Source organism: Pseudomonas lundensis (assembly GCF_002269125.1).
GTDB lineage: Bacteria > Pseudomonadota > Gammaproteobacteria > Pseudomonadales > Pseudomonadaceae > Aquipseudomonas > Aquipseudomonas lundensis_A.
In genome coordinates this window covers 104,129-119,583 of the sequence record NZ_NQKI01000001.1, presented here as the reverse complement: position 1 = coordinate 119,583, position 15,455 = coordinate 104,129, and the positions used below count along the sequence as shown (strand labels likewise).

The 15,455-nt window shown below is 58.8% G+C and carries 14 protein-coding genes; 2 read left to right on the top strand and 12 right to left on the bottom strand.

Annotated elements, in window-relative coordinates; genetic code table 11:
- Nucleotides 1–7: 7 nt before the first annotated feature.
- The 5 genes from CJF39_RS00570 to CJF39_RS00550 all read right to left on the bottom strand — a co-directional run bounded on the left by CJF39_RS00570 (nucleotide 8) and on the right by CJF39_RS00550 (nucleotide 4,598).
- Complete coding sequence (locus CJF39_RS00570; RefSeq protein WP_047278436.1) at nucleotides 8–259, bottom strand: YfhL family 4Fe-4S dicluster ferredoxin; 252 nt, start codon at nucleotides 257–259, stop codon at nucleotides 8–10.
- 100 nt (nucleotides 260–359) lie between these two features.
- On the bottom strand, nucleotides 360–842 hold the full coding sequence (gene coaD / locus CJF39_RS00565) for a pantetheine-phosphate adenylyltransferase (RefSeq protein ID WP_047278434.1): 483 nt from the start codon (nucleotides 840–842) through the stop codon (nucleotides 360–362).
- 124 nt (nucleotides 843–966) lie between these two features.
- Nucleotides 967–2,565 carry a GMC family oxidoreductase gene (locus CJF39_RS00560; protein WP_094991674.1) on the bottom strand — a complete coding sequence of 533 codons (1,599 nt, stop codon included), beginning with the start codon at nucleotides 2,563–2,565 and terminating at the stop codon, nucleotides 967–969.
- 43 nt (nucleotides 2,566–2,608) lie between these two features.
- Complete coding sequence (locus tag CJF39_RS00555) at nucleotides 2,609–3,154, bottom strand: twin-arginine translocation pathway signal protein (protein ID WP_094991673.1); 546 nt, start codon at nucleotides 3,152–3,154, stop codon at nucleotides 2,609–2,611.
- A 13-nt stretch (nucleotides 3,155–3,167) separates the two neighbouring features.
- Nucleotides 3,168–4,598, bottom strand: a complete 1,431-nt coding sequence (locus CJF39_RS00550; RefSeq protein WP_094991672.1) for a coniferyl aldehyde dehydrogenase — start codon at nucleotides 4,596–4,598, stop codon at nucleotides 3,168–3,170.
- 162 nt (nucleotides 4,599–4,760) lie between these two features.
- Between CJF39_RS00550 and CJF39_RS00545 the strand changes: the two genes are divergently transcribed.
- Both CJF39_RS00545 and CJF39_RS00540 read left to right on the top strand, forming a co-directional pair.
- Nucleotides 4,761–5,429, top strand: coding sequence for a TetR/AcrR family transcriptional regulator (locus CJF39_RS00545; protein ID WP_094991671.1), 669 nt, complete (start codon nucleotides 4,761–4,763; stop codon nucleotides 5,427–5,429).
- Between the two features lie 29 nt (nucleotides 5,430–5,458).
- Complete coding sequence (locus CJF39_RS00540) at nucleotides 5,459–6,313, top strand: sulfurtransferase (protein ID WP_094991670.1); 855 nt, start codon at nucleotides 5,459–5,461, stop codon at nucleotides 6,311–6,313.
- A 48-nt stretch (nucleotides 6,314–6,361) separates the two neighbouring features.
- Here CJF39_RS00540 and CJF39_RS00535 read toward each other — a convergent pair whose 3' ends face one another.
- The 7 genes from CJF39_RS00535 to CJF39_RS00505 form a co-directional block, all read right to left on the bottom strand.
- The gene (locus CJF39_RS00535; RefSeq protein WP_094991669.1) at nucleotides 6,362–7,189 is read right to left on the bottom strand and encodes an AraC family transcriptional regulator; all 828 of its coding nucleotides are present in this window, start codon (nucleotides 7,187–7,189) and stop codon (nucleotides 6,362–6,364) included.
- The gene (locus CJF39_RS00530; RefSeq protein WP_094991668.1) at nucleotides 7,189–8,220 is read right to left on the bottom strand and encodes a hydrolase; all 1,032 of its coding nucleotides are present in this window, start codon (nucleotides 8,218–8,220) and stop codon (nucleotides 7,189–7,191) included. Before CJF39_RS00530 ends, CJF39_RS00535 begins: the two co-directional genes overlap by 1 nt.
- A 112-nt stretch (nucleotides 8,221–8,332) precedes the next feature.
- Nucleotides 8,333–9,781 carry a M16 family metallopeptidase gene (locus CJF39_RS00525; protein ID WP_094991667.1) on the bottom strand — a complete coding sequence of 483 codons (1,449 nt, stop codon included), beginning with the start codon at nucleotides 9,779–9,781 and terminating at the stop codon, nucleotides 8,333–8,335.
- Nucleotides 9,774–11,120 (bottom strand): M16 family metallopeptidase, encoded by a 1,347-nt coding sequence (locus CJF39_RS00520; RefSeq protein ID WP_094991666.1) that lies wholly within the window; start codon nucleotides 11,118–11,120, stop codon nucleotides 9,774–9,776. Before CJF39_RS00520 ends, CJF39_RS00525 begins: the two co-directional genes overlap by 8 nt.
- Before the next feature lie 94 nt (nucleotides 11,121–11,214).
- On the bottom strand, nucleotides 11,215–12,648 hold the full coding sequence (locus tag CJF39_RS00515) for a M16 family metallopeptidase (protein WP_094991665.1): 1,434 nt from the start codon (nucleotides 12,646–12,648) through the stop codon (nucleotides 11,215–11,217).
- Nucleotides 12,641–13,987, bottom strand: coding sequence for a M16 family metallopeptidase (locus CJF39_RS00510; protein WP_094991664.1), 1,347 nt, complete (start codon nucleotides 13,985–13,987; stop codon nucleotides 12,641–12,643). Before CJF39_RS00510 ends, CJF39_RS00515 begins: the two co-directional genes overlap by 8 nt.
- A gap of 101 nt (nucleotides 13,988–14,088) precedes the next feature.
- Nucleotides 14,089–15,342 carry a M16 family metallopeptidase gene (locus tag CJF39_RS00505; RefSeq protein WP_094991663.1) on the bottom strand — a complete coding sequence of 418 codons (1,254 nt, stop codon included), beginning with the start codon at nucleotides 15,340–15,342 and terminating at the stop codon, nucleotides 14,089–14,091.
- Nucleotides 15,343–15,455 lie beyond the last annotated feature (113 nt).

Here is a 15,455-nt window from a genome sequence, read left to right as displayed (position 1 = left end):
CGTTGCTTTACGCCTTGCCGGTGATCTGACGGTATTTTTCCATCAGCTGTTCTTCGGTTTCCGGGTGGGCTTCATCCAGGGGGATGCAGTCGACCGGGCAGACCTGCTGGCACTGCGGCTCGTCATAATGACCGACGCACTGCGTGCAGAGGTTCGGGTCGATGACGTAGATCTCTTCGCCTTGGGAGATCGCGGCGTTCGGACACTCGGGTTCGCAGACGTCGCAATTGATGCAATCGTCGGTGATGATCAGGGACATGGGTACTCCTGCCGGGGCGGTCGGCCCGGGCAACTGAAATCGAATGCGGGCAATTGTGCCGCATTGGCGCCCGCAGTGCACGCGGGCGCCGCTTCAGCGGTCACTTCTTGCGAAAGCGCTCAGTCAGGGCATCGGCAACGGCCGGATGCACGAACTTGCTGATATCACCGCCCAACGCTGCAATTTCTCGCACTAACGTCGACGATATGAACGAATAACGCTCCGACGGTGTGAGGAACAGACTCTCAACGTCCGGTGCCAGTTGGCGATTCATGTTCGCCAGCTGAAACTCATATTCGAAGTCCGACACCGCTCGCAGGCCGCGCAAAAATACATTGGCGTTCTGCTCTTTGGCGAAATGCGCAAGCAGGGTCGAGAAACCGACCACTTCGACATTGGGCAGGTGTTTGGTGACTTCGCGCGCCAGCTCAACGCGTTGTTCCAGAGGGAACAGCGGGTTTTTCTTGGGGCTGGCAGCGACAGCAATGATGACGTGGTCGAACAGGCGCGAAGCGCGTTCAACCAGGTCGCCATGGCCCTTGGTAATAGGGTCGAATGTACCTGGGTACAACACTCGGTTCATCGCGTCGTCCTGGCGGGAATCCGTTGGGGAGTCGGATGGTATCGCAGCAATCCCGGTCGGCCAAGTCGCCATTCGCAGTAGAAAGCACTATAGACGCCGCTGATTTGATGCTTTTTTACTGTTTTCATCGTGTGTTTGCGAGACGCTCAGCCAACTGCGTCGCCAGTTTTGCCGTGAGCCCATACACCGACAGTTGGGGGTTGGCGCCAATGCTGGTGGGGAATAATGAGCCGTCATGTACCGACACATTGCTCAGTTGATGATGGCGCCCAAGGCTATCGGTTACGGCCAGGTGCGGATTTTCTCCCATCGCGCAACCGCCCATCACGTGGGCGCTGGCCAGACGTGTCCGATACAACTCAAGGCTCAAACTGTCGATCAGTTCACGGGTTTCTCGCAGGTTGGTGCACATCCGTGCATCGCTGTGCAGTGGCATGACAGCGCTGGCGCCTGCTGCGAATTGAATGTCGGCCATGCTGTGAAAGGCGCGCCTCAATCCCTCCCAGCCGTACGCCGTGAGGCGGTAATCCAGCACCGGTGAGCCATCGCTGCGTAATTCAACGCTGCCACCAGGACTGTCGGGATGAAAACCATCGCGCATCAGGGCCAGCATCATTTGGGTGTTGGGCAGCTGCGCCATGGGGTGCGCGCCGGTTTCGCCATAGCGGGCAAACAAGGTGGCGGCCAGCGCCGGGTGCAAGGGCGGTACTTCGAGTTTGTAACCCATTGGCCCGGTCACACCGTCTTTCCACTGAAAATGGTCGGAATAAATCGACTGCGGGGCACCGTAAAACCCGTTAATGGCGGTAGGAAACTGCGCTGCCGAGAAATTGACCACGTGTAGAAAGGTCCGCTTACCCAGTGTTTTGTGTGGGTCGGGTGCGTCAGATCTCAGTAACAGACCTGGCGTATTGATGCCGCCGCCCGACAGCACGTAATGCCGTGCCCTGACGGTGATAAGTCGGCCAGTGGGGGCAACGCAGCGCGCGTCCATGCCTTGGCATTGCAAACCTGTGACCTGATCGCCGGTGATCAGCAGGCGGTGGGCGCGGGCCAAATACAGCAATTGACCACCCTTTTCGAGGGTGGCAGGGATGGTGGTCACCAGCATCGACTGCTTGGCGTTGGTCGGGCAGCCCATGCCGCAATAACCGAGGTTCCAGCACCCGCGTACGTTGCGCGGGATCACGTGCCAGCTATAGCCCAACTGCTCGCAACCGGTTTGCAGCACCTGATTATTGGCATTGGGTGGAATCAACCAGGGCGCCACGCCTAAGCGCTGTTCCATGCGCTCAAACCAGGGCGCCATCTGCTCGCTGTCATGACCGACCACCGCATGCTCACGGGCCCAGTGCTCGAGGGTGGCCGGGGGGGTGCGAAAACTCGACGTCCAATTCACCAGCGTGGTCCCGCCGACGGCCCGGCCTTGCAGAATGCTGACGGCGCCGTCCTTGCTCATGCGGCCGATACCTTCCTGATACAGGCTGGCGTATGCCTCGTCTTCAAGCATCTTGAAGTCGCTGCTGGTTTTGAGTGGGCCTTCTTCGATCAGCAGCACCTTAAAGCCTGCCGCACTGAGGATCTCGGCCGTGGTGCCGCCCCCTGCGCCGCTGCCGACGATGGCAACGTCGGCGTCCAGTATCAGGTCATGTTCGAGCTGAGAACCGTTGAGGGTTTTCCAGCCACGGGCCATGCCTTCGCGAAAAAGGTCAGGGACAGGCATAAAGAGGTATCCATTGAGTTTTTATTGTTTTGGATGGCGCGTGTCAGACGGTCGGCGGACCGGGGTATCCGCAATGTGCCCACGATTCCGGTCGTTCATACCAGCTCATCATCACCAGTTGCAGCAATGAAGCGTGCCCCATGCGCAGCAGGCTCAGGCTGCTGTTCTGCCAGCGTTCGAGAAAATCCCGGATACGCTCCGGCGTGGCGTTTTCCCAACCGCTCCAGACGCCTGTGAGCGGGCCGCGTGTCACGGGCATGGCCAGCACATCAAACAGTTGCTGAGTGAGCGTTAACAACGCAGGGGACAGGCGATCGAGGTTGTTGTCCAGCTTATGCAGCGTGGCATCGTTCGCACCGGGCATCAGTGATGGCCTTACGCTGCCAGCCAGCATGACGGGGATCACTGCCTGCAAAAAGGGCAGGTCACTGTTGCGCAGGACAGCAAAGCCGCAGGCTCGGTCGCTGGACGAGCAACCACTCAGGCTGGCAGTTAGCCCTGCGGTGGCCAATAAGGTACTGGCCAGCAGGCCGACCTTCATTACGCCCCGGCGTGACAACAGCGCGTGTTCAATACGGGCGTCAGGCATGCCCACTCCTCGATCAGCGAATAAAGAGTTTCTGCACCCAGCGCCCAAGTGTGCGTCCGTAGGGCGGGTAGATGGCCGACGAGCTGTTAACCCGTTGCTTGGTCAGCACGGCTTTGGCATGGCTGAAGGTCAAAAAACCTTCGTGGCCGTGATAACGGCCCATCCCAGAAGGTCCGACGCCGCCAAACGGCAGATCATCGATGGCCACGTGCAGCAAGGTTTCATTCACACACACGCCGCCTGAGTGGGTGTTTTCAAGCACCTGCTGCTGTTCGGCCTTGTTGTAACCGAAATAGTAGAGCGCGAGCGGGCGGGGTCTGTCGTTGACGTAGGCCAATGCCTGTTCCAGGGTTCGATACGGCACGATCGGCAGGAGCGGGCCGAAGATTTCGTCCTGCATCACCTGCATGTCGTCGTTGACCTCCAGCAGCAGGCAATGGGGCATGCGTCGGCCCTGTCTCTGCTCGTACAGCTGAATCAGGCGTGCACCTTTGGCGCAGGCATCTGCTTTCAAATGCTCAAGACGCGCCAGTTGTCGCTCGTTGATGATGGCTGTGTAGTCCGGGTTATCGCTCAAAGTGGGATAGAAGCTGTGCATCACTTGACGATACGCATCAATAAAAGCGCCTACCCGGTCTTCAGGCACTAACACGTAATCAGGGGCGATACAGGTTTGTCCCGCATTCAGGCTTTTGCCCCAGGCGATGCGCTGGGCGGCGTCCTTGAGCGGTATGTCGGCCGAGACAATGGCAGGGGATTTGCCGCCCAGCTCCAGTGTGACTGGCGTGAGGTGTTCTGCCGCCGCGCGCATCACTGACTTGCCAACATGGGTGGAGCCGGTGAACAGCACATGGTCGAATGGCAGAGAAGAAAAGGCCACCGCCACCTCGGCATCGCCCAGCACCACGGTGACCATGTCGTCGGGGAAAATGCGCCCCAGCAAGTCCTTGAGCAAATGCCCGGTGGCCGGGGTGAACTCACTGAGTTTGAGCATTACCCTGTTGCCCGCCGCCAACGCACCGATCAAGGGGCCCATGGCCAGATACAGCGGGTAATTCCACGGAACAATAATCCCGACTACACCCAACGGCTGATACAGCACGCGGGCGCTGGCGGGCTGGAACATTACGCCTACGCTGCGCGAAGAGGGCTTGAGCCAGCGTCTAAGGTGTTTAAGGGTGTAATCGATGTTATGCAGGCTGGGCATCAGCTCGGCAAACAGGGTTTCGTCAGGGCTACGGTGGCTAAAATCCTGGCTGATGGCGTCGATTAACACATCGCGCTCATCACTGAGCAACCGCCTTAAACTTTTAAGCCACTGCTGGCGTTGTGCAAGCGGCGGATAAGGATGCGCAGCGTAGGCCTGACGCTGTTTTTCGAGCAGAGAGAGGAGATCACCTGCTAGGACTGTTGTGTCTTGATGGTAGGCACTGTCGACAGACATGATCCGCTCCGGGTAGATTTTTATAAGTAATATTTACAAGAGCCAGATCGTTTCTAGAGCGTATGCTCTAAATTGTCAATCAAGGGGCCTGCCTGTCGCGTTGTTTGTCGATTCGGGGTTAGGCCGTAAGATGCCATTCGTTTTCAAGTAAAGCTCAAGCCCATGGCCACGCGAATAAAAACCAGCCAGCGCATTATCAACACCAGCTTGGCGCTGTTTAACCAGCTGGGCGAGCGCAGTGTGAGCACCAACCACATTGCGGCTCACATGGAGATTTCTCCGGGCAATCTGTATTACCACTTCCCCAATAAGCAGGCGATCATCGCTGTATTGTTCGGCGAATATGAAACGCTTGTCCTGAGCTTTTTGCGTGCGCCTGAGGGGCGGCTAGCGACTGTTGCGGATAAGCATTTTTATTTGCAGCAATTGCTCGATGCCATGTGGCGCTATCGATTCTTGTACCGCGACATTGAGCACTTGTTGCGCAGCGACAATGAGCTGGCCGCGCGTTACCGGCTTTTTTCGCAAAACTGCCTGAAGCAGGCCCAGTTGATTTATGCGAGCTTCGTCGAGGCCGGCATCCTCAAAATGACCCCGCTGCAAATCGAGTCGTTAACGCTCAATGCGTGGATCATCCTCACCTCATGGGTCGGATTCCTGTGTACCACGCGTGAGAACAGCGACCAGCTCAGCGAGCAGGCGATCAAACGCGGTGTTTATCAACTGCTGATGCTGGAAGCCGGGTTCGTCACCGATCAGGCCCGAGAGGCTGTGGATGAAGTCATCAGGGAATATTACGTTGCGCTGGAAACCGCGCTGGATGCTCACTAACTGCTTTTCACCCGTCACAGGAGTTCACAATGCCCGTTGCGCAATTGATTAGCCCGCACGCCCTGAACGAACGTCAAACGCAACCCGGTCTGGTCATTCTGGATTGCCGCTTTGCGCTTGAAGACCCGGACTATGGGCTGCGCAGTTATGCTCAAGGTCATATCGAGGGGGCGCAGTTCGCGGACCTGGAGCGTGATTTGAGTGGCCCGGTGATTAAAGGTGTCACAGGGCGCCATCCCTTGCCTGACCCCGATGATCTGATTGAGCGTTTGCGCGGATGGGGCATCAACAACGACAGCGATGTGGTGCTGTATGACGACGGTCCGGGGGCATTTGCCGCAAGGGCGTGGTGGTTGTTGGCGTGGTTGGGCAAGCGGGACGGGGTATTGCTGCTCGATGGCGGTCTTAAAGCCTGGCACGGCGCGGGATTTCCGTTGAACCTTGATTCGGTCAAGCTGCCCCGCGGGCATTTTGATGGTGTTGCGGACAACCGGTTACTGATCACTGCCGATGCGCTTCAGAGGCGGCAGGACGACCCGGCCCTGACCTTGATTGATGCGCGTGCCTTGCCGCGTTTTCGTGGCGAGTCTGAGCCGATAGATCCGGTGGCCGGGCATATTCCGGGGGCGCAGTGTGCGGCCTTTAACGAAAACCTCGACAGCACCGGACGTTTTCTCACGGCTGAGCAACTCAAGCGGCGTTTCGCCGAAAAACTGGGTGATCGCTCGCCGGATGAGTTGGTGGCGTACTGCGGGTCTGGTGTGACGGCGTGTCACAACTTGTTTGCGCTGGCCTTGGCTGGTTATCCGCTGGGCAAACTGTACGCCGGGTCGTGGAGCGAATGGATCAATGATCCGCAGCGAGGCGTCGCGACGGGCGAGTAGCACACGCCGTAGTCGCCGGGTGAGTGGGCAACTGCGCAGAGAGCGGTGTCAGGTACACGCCGCCCGGTAGGCCGCAGGCCCGACCCCATAAACCTTTTTGAATTGCCGGCTGAGGTGACTTTGGTCCGCGAAACCCAATTGGCTCGCAACCTGTACCGGCATGCAGCCTTGTTGCAATAAAGCCCGCGCGTGGGCGACGCGTTGCTGCAGCAACCAGGCGTGCGGCGGCATCCCTGTGGCACGCTGAAAGACCCGCGCAAAGTGAAAGGGTGACAGGTTGACGGCTCCAGCCAGCTCCTCCAGCGACGGCGGGTGTGCCAGCCCTGCCTGCAACAGCTCTTTGGCCTGTCTGACGGCCCGGTGCTCTATCCCGGGTTTCGCAGGTTGCGGCAAGCGGGCATGGCGGCTGAGCAGCGCAAGCATCATATGCCGCCATACGGTTTGTTGTTGAAGCGCTGATTCCGGGCCTTCGAGCAATTGGTGCAAATGGCACAGCCCGCTGAACAGTTCGGGGTCTTGCAGCAGTGTGTCGTTGAACGTGGGCAAGTGCGTGCCCGGCAGGTTCAATTCATCCAACAGGCTGTGCATTTGCGCGTTGTCAGGGTAGAAGGCGCGGTAGCGCCACCCTGCGTCGTGGCCTTTGTGCCCGTTATGCACTTCGTCGGGGTTGATCAACACCAGCGTACCGGTGGGCGCCAAGTGTTCAGCACCGCGATACCGATAACGCTGGGCACCGGCCATGATCATGCCAATCACAAAGCCATCATGCACATGGGGCACGAAACGGTGTTCGATGTAGCGCGCAGTGAGTAATTCGACCCCCGTCAGCGGGGCTGTTTGCCAGAAACGGATTGACTCACCTTGCTCGGCGTTCATCACGCCGACCCGGGTTTCAGGCTGGCCAGCCACTGGGGAATGCGGCGCTCAAGGTAATACCGCGGGGTTCTGAGCGAGCCTTCCACGAACCCGACATGGCCGCCTCGGGTATGCAGCTCCAGTTCAGTGCAGGGCGACAACTCACTGGCGTCGGGAATGCTGTGCTTGAACACGAACGGGTCATCTTCGGACTGGATAATCAGTGTGGGTGTCTCAATGGCACCGAGGAAGTAACGGCTCGACGCGCGGCGGTAATAATCGTCCACATTCAGGTAGCCATTGAGCGGGGCTGTGACCCGGTCATCAAACTCCCAAAACGTACGCATTTTGCTCAGTGCCTTAAGCGGGCCCAGTTTCTCAAGCGTGGCCAGCCCCTCTTGCCGTGCATCGTGTTGAAACCGACGCTGCTTGTTTTTGACGTACGCCACCATCTCGCGCATGAAGTGCGCCTGATACACCTTCGAGAACCCCAACCCGATACGGTCTGCGCACTGGTCCAGGCGAAAGGGTACCGACACCGCGACGGCACCTTGCAGGCCGCTGGCGTTGCCCGATTCGCCCAAATACTTGAGCAAGACGTTGCCGCCCAGCGAGTAGCCAACGGCATACAGCGGGGCCAGTGGAAAGCGGGCCCGCAAGTGCGCGACGGCCGCGGCCAGGTCTTCACTGGCCCCGGAATGGTAGCTGCGCGCCAGCAGGTTGGGCTCCCCGGAACACCCGCGCCAGTTCAACGCCACACTGGCCCAGCCTTGAGCTGCCAGCGCGCATTGTTGGCCCACGATGTAGTGCGACCCCGAAGAACCAGTCAGACCATGCAGTACCAGCACCAACGGTTGATAGGCCGATGGCGCGCCATGCCAGTCCAGGTCCAGAAAGTCACCATCGTCGAGCCACAGTCGCTCCCGCTGGTGTTCAACGACAGGTTTGGTGCGCCATAACGGCCCCCACAAGGTTTGCAGGTGAGGATTGCCGAGGCCTGAAGCTGGGTTAAACGATTCAACAGCTGACGCAGGGGAAACTGGGGGGCGCACTTAAGTTCTCAATCGGTGACAGGGGTGGGGGTGTGCTTAAGTTGCCACAACATGGACCGGTGCCCAAGCAGTGTGTGCTGACCCGCGCTTGCCCAATTGGTCGAATTGCAGGTCATAGAAGCGTTGGCCGCGTGGCCGCGTGGCTGCTGGTATCGGGCAAGGGCTGTTGTTCAGCACTGGGGCCGAGCGTCAGGCTCACCCAGCTGTCAGCATCGAGGTGTCGATTGATGGCCGCCTTGATCTGTTCAGTGGTCATGTTTTGAATTTCAGCGGTTTTGTAAGTGAAGTCCAACGGTTGATCGAAACGGTTGATCACCCCGAGTTCGTTCAGCAAATTTTTGTTGGTGGCCATCAATTGGGGCAACGCACGGCGCAGGTATTTTTTAAGGGTGTTCAGTTGTTCTTCACTGGGGCCTTCCTTGAGAAATTGCGCAAACAGCGTTTTGGTCAGGGCCATGGCCTCACGGCTGTATTGAGGCGCAACGCTGAACTGGATCAGCCAGCCAGTCGCGCCCCGCGCATGCTCGATATCGGAAAGCACGCCATAGGTAAGGCTGTATTTCTCGCGCAACTGAGCATTGAGCACGTGGTTGAACACCACGTTGGCGATACGCATGGCGATGGCGTCGGGGTGCTGATTGGGCAGGGCGTTTTGCATCATCATCAGCATTGTCTGACTTGCATCCTCCTCAATGTGCAGCTGTTTGCCGTGGTGGGCCGGCGCAGTAAACCCCGGCGGGACTGACAGTGCCGGGCCTTGGGGCAGCGTGTCTGCCAACTGTTGGCTGAGCAATTTCGCCTGCTCGGGCGTGAGGTCGCCCACTATCACCAATTGCGCATTCGCTGCGGTATAGGCACGACGATAGAAGTCGCGCAGCTGTCTGGCCGTAATGCGTTGCAGGCTCTCGCGGGTGCCATTCACCGGGCGCGCCAGCGGGTGATCGACGTACAGCGTTTCTTTGAGTAGCGTTAGCGCTCGCGACTCAGGGAGTGATTGCAGGAGCTTGAGGTCTGTTTCGAGTGCATGCCTGATCCTGTGCAGGTTTTCCTGACTGAATTTGGGGCGTGAGAGGGTCTCGGTAAACAGGGCCATCACCGGTGCAAAGATCGCTTCTTCGCTCAAGCTTCTGAGCGTGTAGTAGCTGTGTTCAGTGTCGATACCGCGGGTGATTTTGACCCCATATCGGTCGAATTCCCGGGCAATATCAGTTGCTTGTTTCACGGCCGAGTCCGTTCCGAAAAGCGCTTGGGCCATGGCGGCCAGCCCCGGCGCATCGCCATCGTGGTAACTGCCAGCGGCAAAGGTAAGTTTCAGGTCGATCATCGGCAGGTTGTGATTTTCCACAAACAGTACGCGGGTGCCTTGCCTGAGTGTCCAGGCCTGGATCAGCGGGGCGTTGGGGGCGGTTTCGGGTTCTGACAGTTCGCGCAGCGATTGCAAAGGCAGCGAGGGTGCAGGATTCTGTGCAGCTTGCAGATAGTTGCCAATACACAAGGCAATGCTCAGCAGTGTAATCAGGCAGGCCAGTGCGCAACGAGTAAAGGCGTTGGGATTATTCATGGGGCATCTCCTCTGGCAGCGCGTAGCCGGTGGTTAATCGATCTGTCACGAGGAAGCGTTGCACCACGCGCTGGAGGTCTTGGGGCGTTATGGACTTCAGGGTGTCGAGCCTCGCCTGTTCAGCGCGCCAGGGCACGTCGGCCATTTCCTGCTCACCCAGGTGCAGCGCCCGATTGAGCAGCTCGTCCTGATCGAAAACCCGTCGCGCCGTAATCTGAATACGTGCGCGATCAAGGTCTTGCTGACTGGGCGGGGTTGTTTTCAACTCGTCGAGAAGGGCCATGATCCGGGTTTTGAGCGCTTCAATGGAGGTGGCGTTCTCAAGGTCAGGCAATGCCCTGATGCTGAACAATTCATCGCCGGGGCTGACTGCGTTGTAATGCACGGTAATGCCACTCACCAGTCCTTCGTTGCGCGCTAATCGAACGTTTAACAGTGCGCTGTTTGCGCCTGCCAGCAACTCGCTGAGCAACTCCAGCGCCGGGGCGGTCCTAGGGTCGGCTTGAGTCTTCAGACCGGGAACATTGAAAGCCATGTAGAGCACAGGCAGTTGGTGAGGCAGGTATTGCGTGATGCTGCGTTCCCCCGGTGTAGACAACTCGATAGGGGCAGGCCGATAGGGCAAAGGCCGTCGCGCAATGCTCCCGAAGTAACGCTCGGCCAGCTGTTTGACCTGCTTTGGGTCCACATCGCCCGAGACAATGAGCACGGCGTTATTAGGGGCGTACCAGCTGCGATACCAATGCTCAAGGTCATGGGGGTGCAGGCGATCCAGGTCATGGCGCCATCCAACTATCGGGTTGCCCGCTGCGCTTGCAGGCAGCGCCAGTCGCCGTGGCACTTCCAGTGCGCGTCTGACAGGGTGATTCTCAAACGATTCGCTGCGTTCGTTTTTGATGACTTCACGCTCGCCGCTCCATTGGGCCGCTGACAGGTGCGCAGTGCTCATTTGGTCGGCAAATATTTCAAAACTTACCCCCAGCGCGTACGGCGGCAGGGTATGAAAGTACAGGGTCGCGTCATTCAGGGTCGTGGCGTTTTCACTGCCGCCCAGGTTTTGCAGAATCTGGGCGGACTCGCCCGAACACAGCTTGCTGCTGCCATTGAACAGCATGTGTTCCAGAGCGTGTGAAAGGCCTGTCTGGCCGGGACCTTCCTGATTCGAGCCAATGCGATACCACAGGTGGGAGTGAACCAGACGGGCGTGGTGGTCTTCGTAAACAATGAGTTTCAGGCCGTTGTCGAGCAAGAACTCATGGATCGAAGGAGGGCGGCTGGCGAATGCCAGCAGCGGTTGCAACATGACGCCGAGTACCAGTGCGGCGAGGAGTGGTCTCATGGTGGGTGTCCTGACGATTGTTCGTCAGGACAGGTTGAGTCAAACGCTTGCTGCCCGTGCGTTACATAACTACGCAATGATCGGCGCCGAGACGTCAGGGCGCCGGGGCGGGTAAAGGGCGTTGGGCCGTCGTGGGGCCTAGGCTAGTCACCACCCATTGATCGGCCTTTAAGTAGCGATTTATGACCGCTTTGATGCGCTGAGGCGTCAGCTGTTGCGCTTGCATGACCAGCGCGTCGAAGTTCCGGGGTAGCCCGTGTGCGCCGATGATCAGCAACTGTTCCAGCATTTGCGCGTTGCTGGCGCTGGTCAGCGGCAGGTTGCCGGCCAGCCGTCGCTTGACGGCGGCCAGCTCTTGTTCGGTCGGACCTTCGCGCAACCACTGGGCAAAGACCTCTTTGACAAGCTTGATCGTGGCGTCTTGCAGAGCGGGATCGGTTTGCAAGCTGATGGTCCAGGGGCCACCCGCCTCCCACAGCGGCATGGCTGACGCTGCACTGTAGGTCAACCCGCGTTTATGGCGTAACTCATTGATCAGGCGATTATTGCCGGAACCACCGAATAGCAGGCTGGCCACTTGCAGTGCAACGTAATCGGGGTGGTTGGCCGGTACGCCGGGCTGCGCCAGCATGATATGGGTCTGGCCGGAAAGCGCTTCGACGTGCACATGAGCAGGTCGCGTTGCAATACCCGTAGCCAGCGGGATTGCTGCCAGTTTCGGCCCTTGGGGCAATGCCTGGCTCACGGCGATGCTGAGGTTTGTGGCGTCGTCTAGCGAGATATCGCCCACTATCACCAGCACGGCATTCGAGGCGCTATAGGCCTTTTGATGGAAGGCCCGCAGGTGTTCGACCTCAATCTGCGCGATGCTCTGCTCGTTGCCTGCCTGCGCACTCGCGTAAGGGTGACCGGCGTACAGCTGTGCATGCAGGGCCTGTTGGGTCACAGACGCGGGAGTTTGCCGGGCCAGCTTGAGTTCGTTGAGTGCGGTTGCCTTGATGCGCTCAGTGGCCGCTGAGGCAAACGTCGGCTTACTGACCCGTTGCGTGAACAGCTCAACCGCAGCCCTGCGGGTGTGCGGGTCGCTCAGGGTGCGCAGGTTCACGCGCACTTCGTCCTTGTCCACAGAAGACGTCAGTTGAGCGCCCAGTTGATCGAAGGTGTCGGCAAGGGTTTGGGCGTCTTTACCGTCAATCCCTTGATGCAACAGTTTCAAGGTCATGGTGGCTCGCCCCGGCATGTCCTCGTCCCTGCTGCTGCCCGCAGAGAAGCGCAGGCTTATGTCCACGACAGGAACTTCCCGGGTTTCGATAAAAAGTACCCCGGTGCCTTCGTGGGTTGTCCAGGCATGGATCTTCAGAGCGCGGTTGGCGATTTGGCTGTCATCAAGGTGTTGCAAGGTCGTCAAACTCCAAGACACAGGCTCAAGCGCCTGTGCAGCGGCGTTTAGTGTGAGGCTCACGATCAGCGCCGACAGTGCCGTGCGCAGGCGAGAGGGACGCGTTGGCGTCGGGCTCAGGTCAGTCATTTTTTTTCTCCGGTCCTGGCAGGTAAACGGCGCTGTAGTTGTTTTCAGTGAGGTAGGCTCGGGCCAGACGCTGGATGTCGGCCGCAGTCAGTGCGTTCAGGTTTCGGGCTTGCGCGTCGAGGGTGGACCACGGCAGACCGATGCTTTCCAGCTCGCCCATTTCACTGGCCTGTTTTTCGATCTGATCGTGGGCGTAGAAGCGCTTGGTGACGATCCTTCGTTTGGCGCGCTCCAGGACGTCAGTGCTGACCGGCGTGGTCTTGAGCGCCTCCAACTGCGCCCAGATCAGGCGCTCGATGTCGTGGGGTGTGTGCGTGCCGGACGGGCTGATTTCAGCCCACATCCTGAGCAGGCCATCGCCGCGATTCAACAAGTCGTAATGGGAGTAAGCACCTGCCAGCAGCCCTTGTTGATGGAGCAGGCGTACTTTGAGGGGCGAGCTGTTGCTGCTGGCCAGTAGCTCGTTGAGCAAGAGCAGGCCAAAGGCGGTTTGAGGGTCTTTCGCGCTTTTCAAACTGGGCACGTTGAACGCGATCGCCAGTTTGCCATTAGGGCTGGGAAGGCCCAGGTAAAGCCCGCGTCGACCAAGGCGTTGCAGCTCGATGGGAGCCTTTGCCGTGGGCAGTGTGCGTGCGGCCAGCGCGCTGAAATGTTCAGTGACCACCTCCCTGACCTGCGCCAAGGTGACATCGCCGACGATGACCAGAACGGCATTGTTGGGCGCGTACCACTGTTGATACCACTGGGTGAGTGCCGGGTTGGGCAGACGCTTGATGTCATGCATCCAGCCCAGAACCGGGTTTTTATACGTGCTTGCTACATGGGCCGTGGTTTTGAGCCGTTCGTTGATCACATTCCACAGGTTGTGGTCGACGGTCGCCAGCCGTTCCTTTTGGATGACTTGTAATTCGGTCTGTAACTGGCGTTCGCTCCAGCGTGCGCTGCGCATCTGGTCCGCAAGCACTTCAAGCGACACCGCCAGCCGGTTTTTCGCCTGTAACTGCGTGTAGAACGTGGCATCGGGACGGGTGGTTGCCTGGTGACTGACGCCCAGCGAATCAAAGACCTTCAAGGCCTGGCCTTCAGGTAACTTGCTGCTGCCTTTGAAGACCATATGTTCCAGCGCGTGGGACAAACCTGTTTGCCCTTCCTGCTCATAGCTGGCGCCGACTTTGTACCAAAGCTGGGATGCCACCACGGGTGCGCGGTGGTCTTCGCGGACGACGACCTTCAGGCCATTATCGAGTGTGAAAACGTGGGTAACAGGGTGTGAATGGGCATGAACGGTCGCTGGAAACCACAAGGCGATAAGCCAGCGACCCAAGAGCGGAAGTTTCATCCGGGAGGATCCTTGAGTGTTCTGTCTGTAGGTCAGAACAGGGTGGATCAACCCCAATGCGGCAAGGCGGTATATAGGTAGCGCGCCTTACTCAAGGGTGGTCAGGACGTGCGCGGCAGGATGTGCGCCACGCTCAAGCGTTGCGGTGTGAAGTACGCGTTTGCCACCCGCTGAATGTCATCGGCCGTGATGCTGTGGATCTGTTGGGCTTCATGATCGATCAGCGTCCAGGGTTGACCGATGGCCAATAAGTTGCCGATCACGGAGGCCTGCATTTCCAGGGTGTCGAGATCGTTAAGGTAGGTCAGGGCCTGATGTCGGCCGTAACACAGCATGTCGGTATCCAGGGCGTGATTTTTGAGTGTTTCCAGCAGCTGTTTCACCTCCAGCTCAACGTGTTCGATGGAGGCTGACGTGTGTTCGCCGAGGGTGACACTGATCAGCAATAGATCATCGTTCAAGCGATAGCCCGGAAAGCGGCTGATCACGCTGCTCAGGGTGTCCGCGCCCCCGGACAACCTGTTCGGGAGCCAGGCCTGAGGGCCCTTGGTCAGCAATGCGCTGATCACTTGCAAGGCGCGCATGTCGCGCGTGTCTTCGACGGTGGCCAGGCCGGGGGTATTGAAGGCCAGTTGCAAGCGCGGCCTCGGTGTATCGAGGTATTGAGTGAGCCTGCGTTCATCGCCAAGGGGTTGGCTGGCAGGCTGTTCTATCGGGGTGAAGCCATTGAAGCGGGGAACGCTGCCAAACATGCGCTGGACCAAAGGCTGAATTTCCTCAAGGGTGATATCGCCAACCACGACCAGAATCGAATTGTTGGGCGCGTAGCCCTCTTCATGCCAGCGCAGTACATCCGCGACAGTCATACGCTCAAGGTGATCGATGTTTCCGAATTTGTAGACCTTGCCAGCCGAGGGAAAAATCAGCTGTTCGAATTCCGGGCTGATCCAGTGATCCGAAGTGAAGTACGGTTCACTCAATTCCAGTTCTCGAGTGCGCAGAATGCCTTTGTTGAGGCGCTCCTGGGTCAGTACCGGCGTCGACATTCTGCCCGCCAGTAATTCCAGAACCGGTTGCAGTTCGGCCCGCGGAGCCTCAAGGCTGTATGTGCTGAGGTGGTAATCAAGCCAACCGTTGGCTACGGCGCCGATCTGCTTCTCCAGCGCTTTGTCCTTGAAGGTTGCGCCACCGGCCAGGTAAGCCAGGCCGCGCTGGTCCGGGCGTTCATGGTCGGTACCCACCTTGTGGAACAGAGAAGCGCAGATCGACGGGGTGCGCTGATCCTGGCGCACAACGACGTGCAGACCGTTGTCCAGGGTGTAGGTGTAAGTCGGTTTTGAAGGGGTAGAGGTCATGGTTCACATTCCGTTGCTTGGATAACGCCGATCGGTGCAGATGCGCACGTAAAGAGAGTGATCGGGTAGAACCAACAGAATGCGAGGTTGCCGGGAAGGCAGGGCGGTATATA

Excerpts from the sequence above, each read along its gene's own strand:
- CJF39_RS00570 (WP_047278436.1), bottom strand. The coding sequence starts at position 259 with ATGTCCCTGATCATCACCGACGATTGCATCAATTGCGACGTCTGCGAA.
- coaD (WP_047278434.1), bottom strand. The coding sequence starts at position 842 with ATGAACCGAGTGTTGTACCCAGGTACATTCGACCCTATTACCAAGGGC.
- CJF39_RS00560 (WP_094991674.1), bottom strand. The coding sequence starts at position 2,565 with ATGCCTGTCCCTGACCTTTTTCGCGAAGGCATGGCCCGTGGCTGGAAA.
- CJF39_RS00555 (WP_094991673.1), bottom strand. The coding sequence starts at position 3,154 with ATGCCTGACGCCCGTATTGAACACGCGCTGTTGTCACGCCGGGGCGTA.
- CJF39_RS00550 (WP_094991672.1), bottom strand. The coding sequence starts at position 4,598 with ATGTCTGTCGACAGTGCCTACCATCAAGACACAACAGTCCTAGCAGGT.
- CJF39_RS00545 (WP_094991671.1), top strand. The coding sequence starts at position 4,761 with ATGGCCACGCGAATAAAAACCAGCCAGCGCATTATCAACACCAGCTTG.
- CJF39_RS00540 (WP_094991670.1), top strand. The coding sequence starts at position 5,459 with ATGCCCGTTGCGCAATTGATTAGCCCGCACGCCCTGAACGAACGTCAA.
- CJF39_RS00535 (WP_094991669.1), bottom strand. The coding sequence starts at position 7,189 with ATGAACGCCGAGCAAGGTGAGTCAATCCGTTTCTGGCAAACAGCCCCG.
- CJF39_RS00525 (WP_094991667.1), bottom strand. The coding sequence starts at position 9,781 with ATGAATAATCCCAACGCCTTTACTCGTTGCGCACTGGCCTGCCTGATT.
- CJF39_RS00520 (WP_094991666.1), bottom strand. The coding sequence starts at position 11,120 with ATGAGACCACTCCTCGCCGCACTGGTACTCGGCGTCATGTTGCAACCG.
- CJF39_RS00515 (WP_094991665.1), bottom strand. The coding sequence starts at position 12,648 with ATGACTGACCTGAGCCCGACGCCAACGCGTCCCTCTCGCCTGCGCACG.
- CJF39_RS00510 (WP_094991664.1), bottom strand. The coding sequence starts at position 13,987 with ATGAAACTTCCGCTCTTGGGTCGCTGGCTTATCGCCTTGTGGTTTCCA.
- CJF39_RS00505 (WP_094991663.1), bottom strand. The coding sequence starts at position 15,342 with ATGACCTCTACCCCTTCAAAACCGACTTACACCTACACCCTGGACAAC.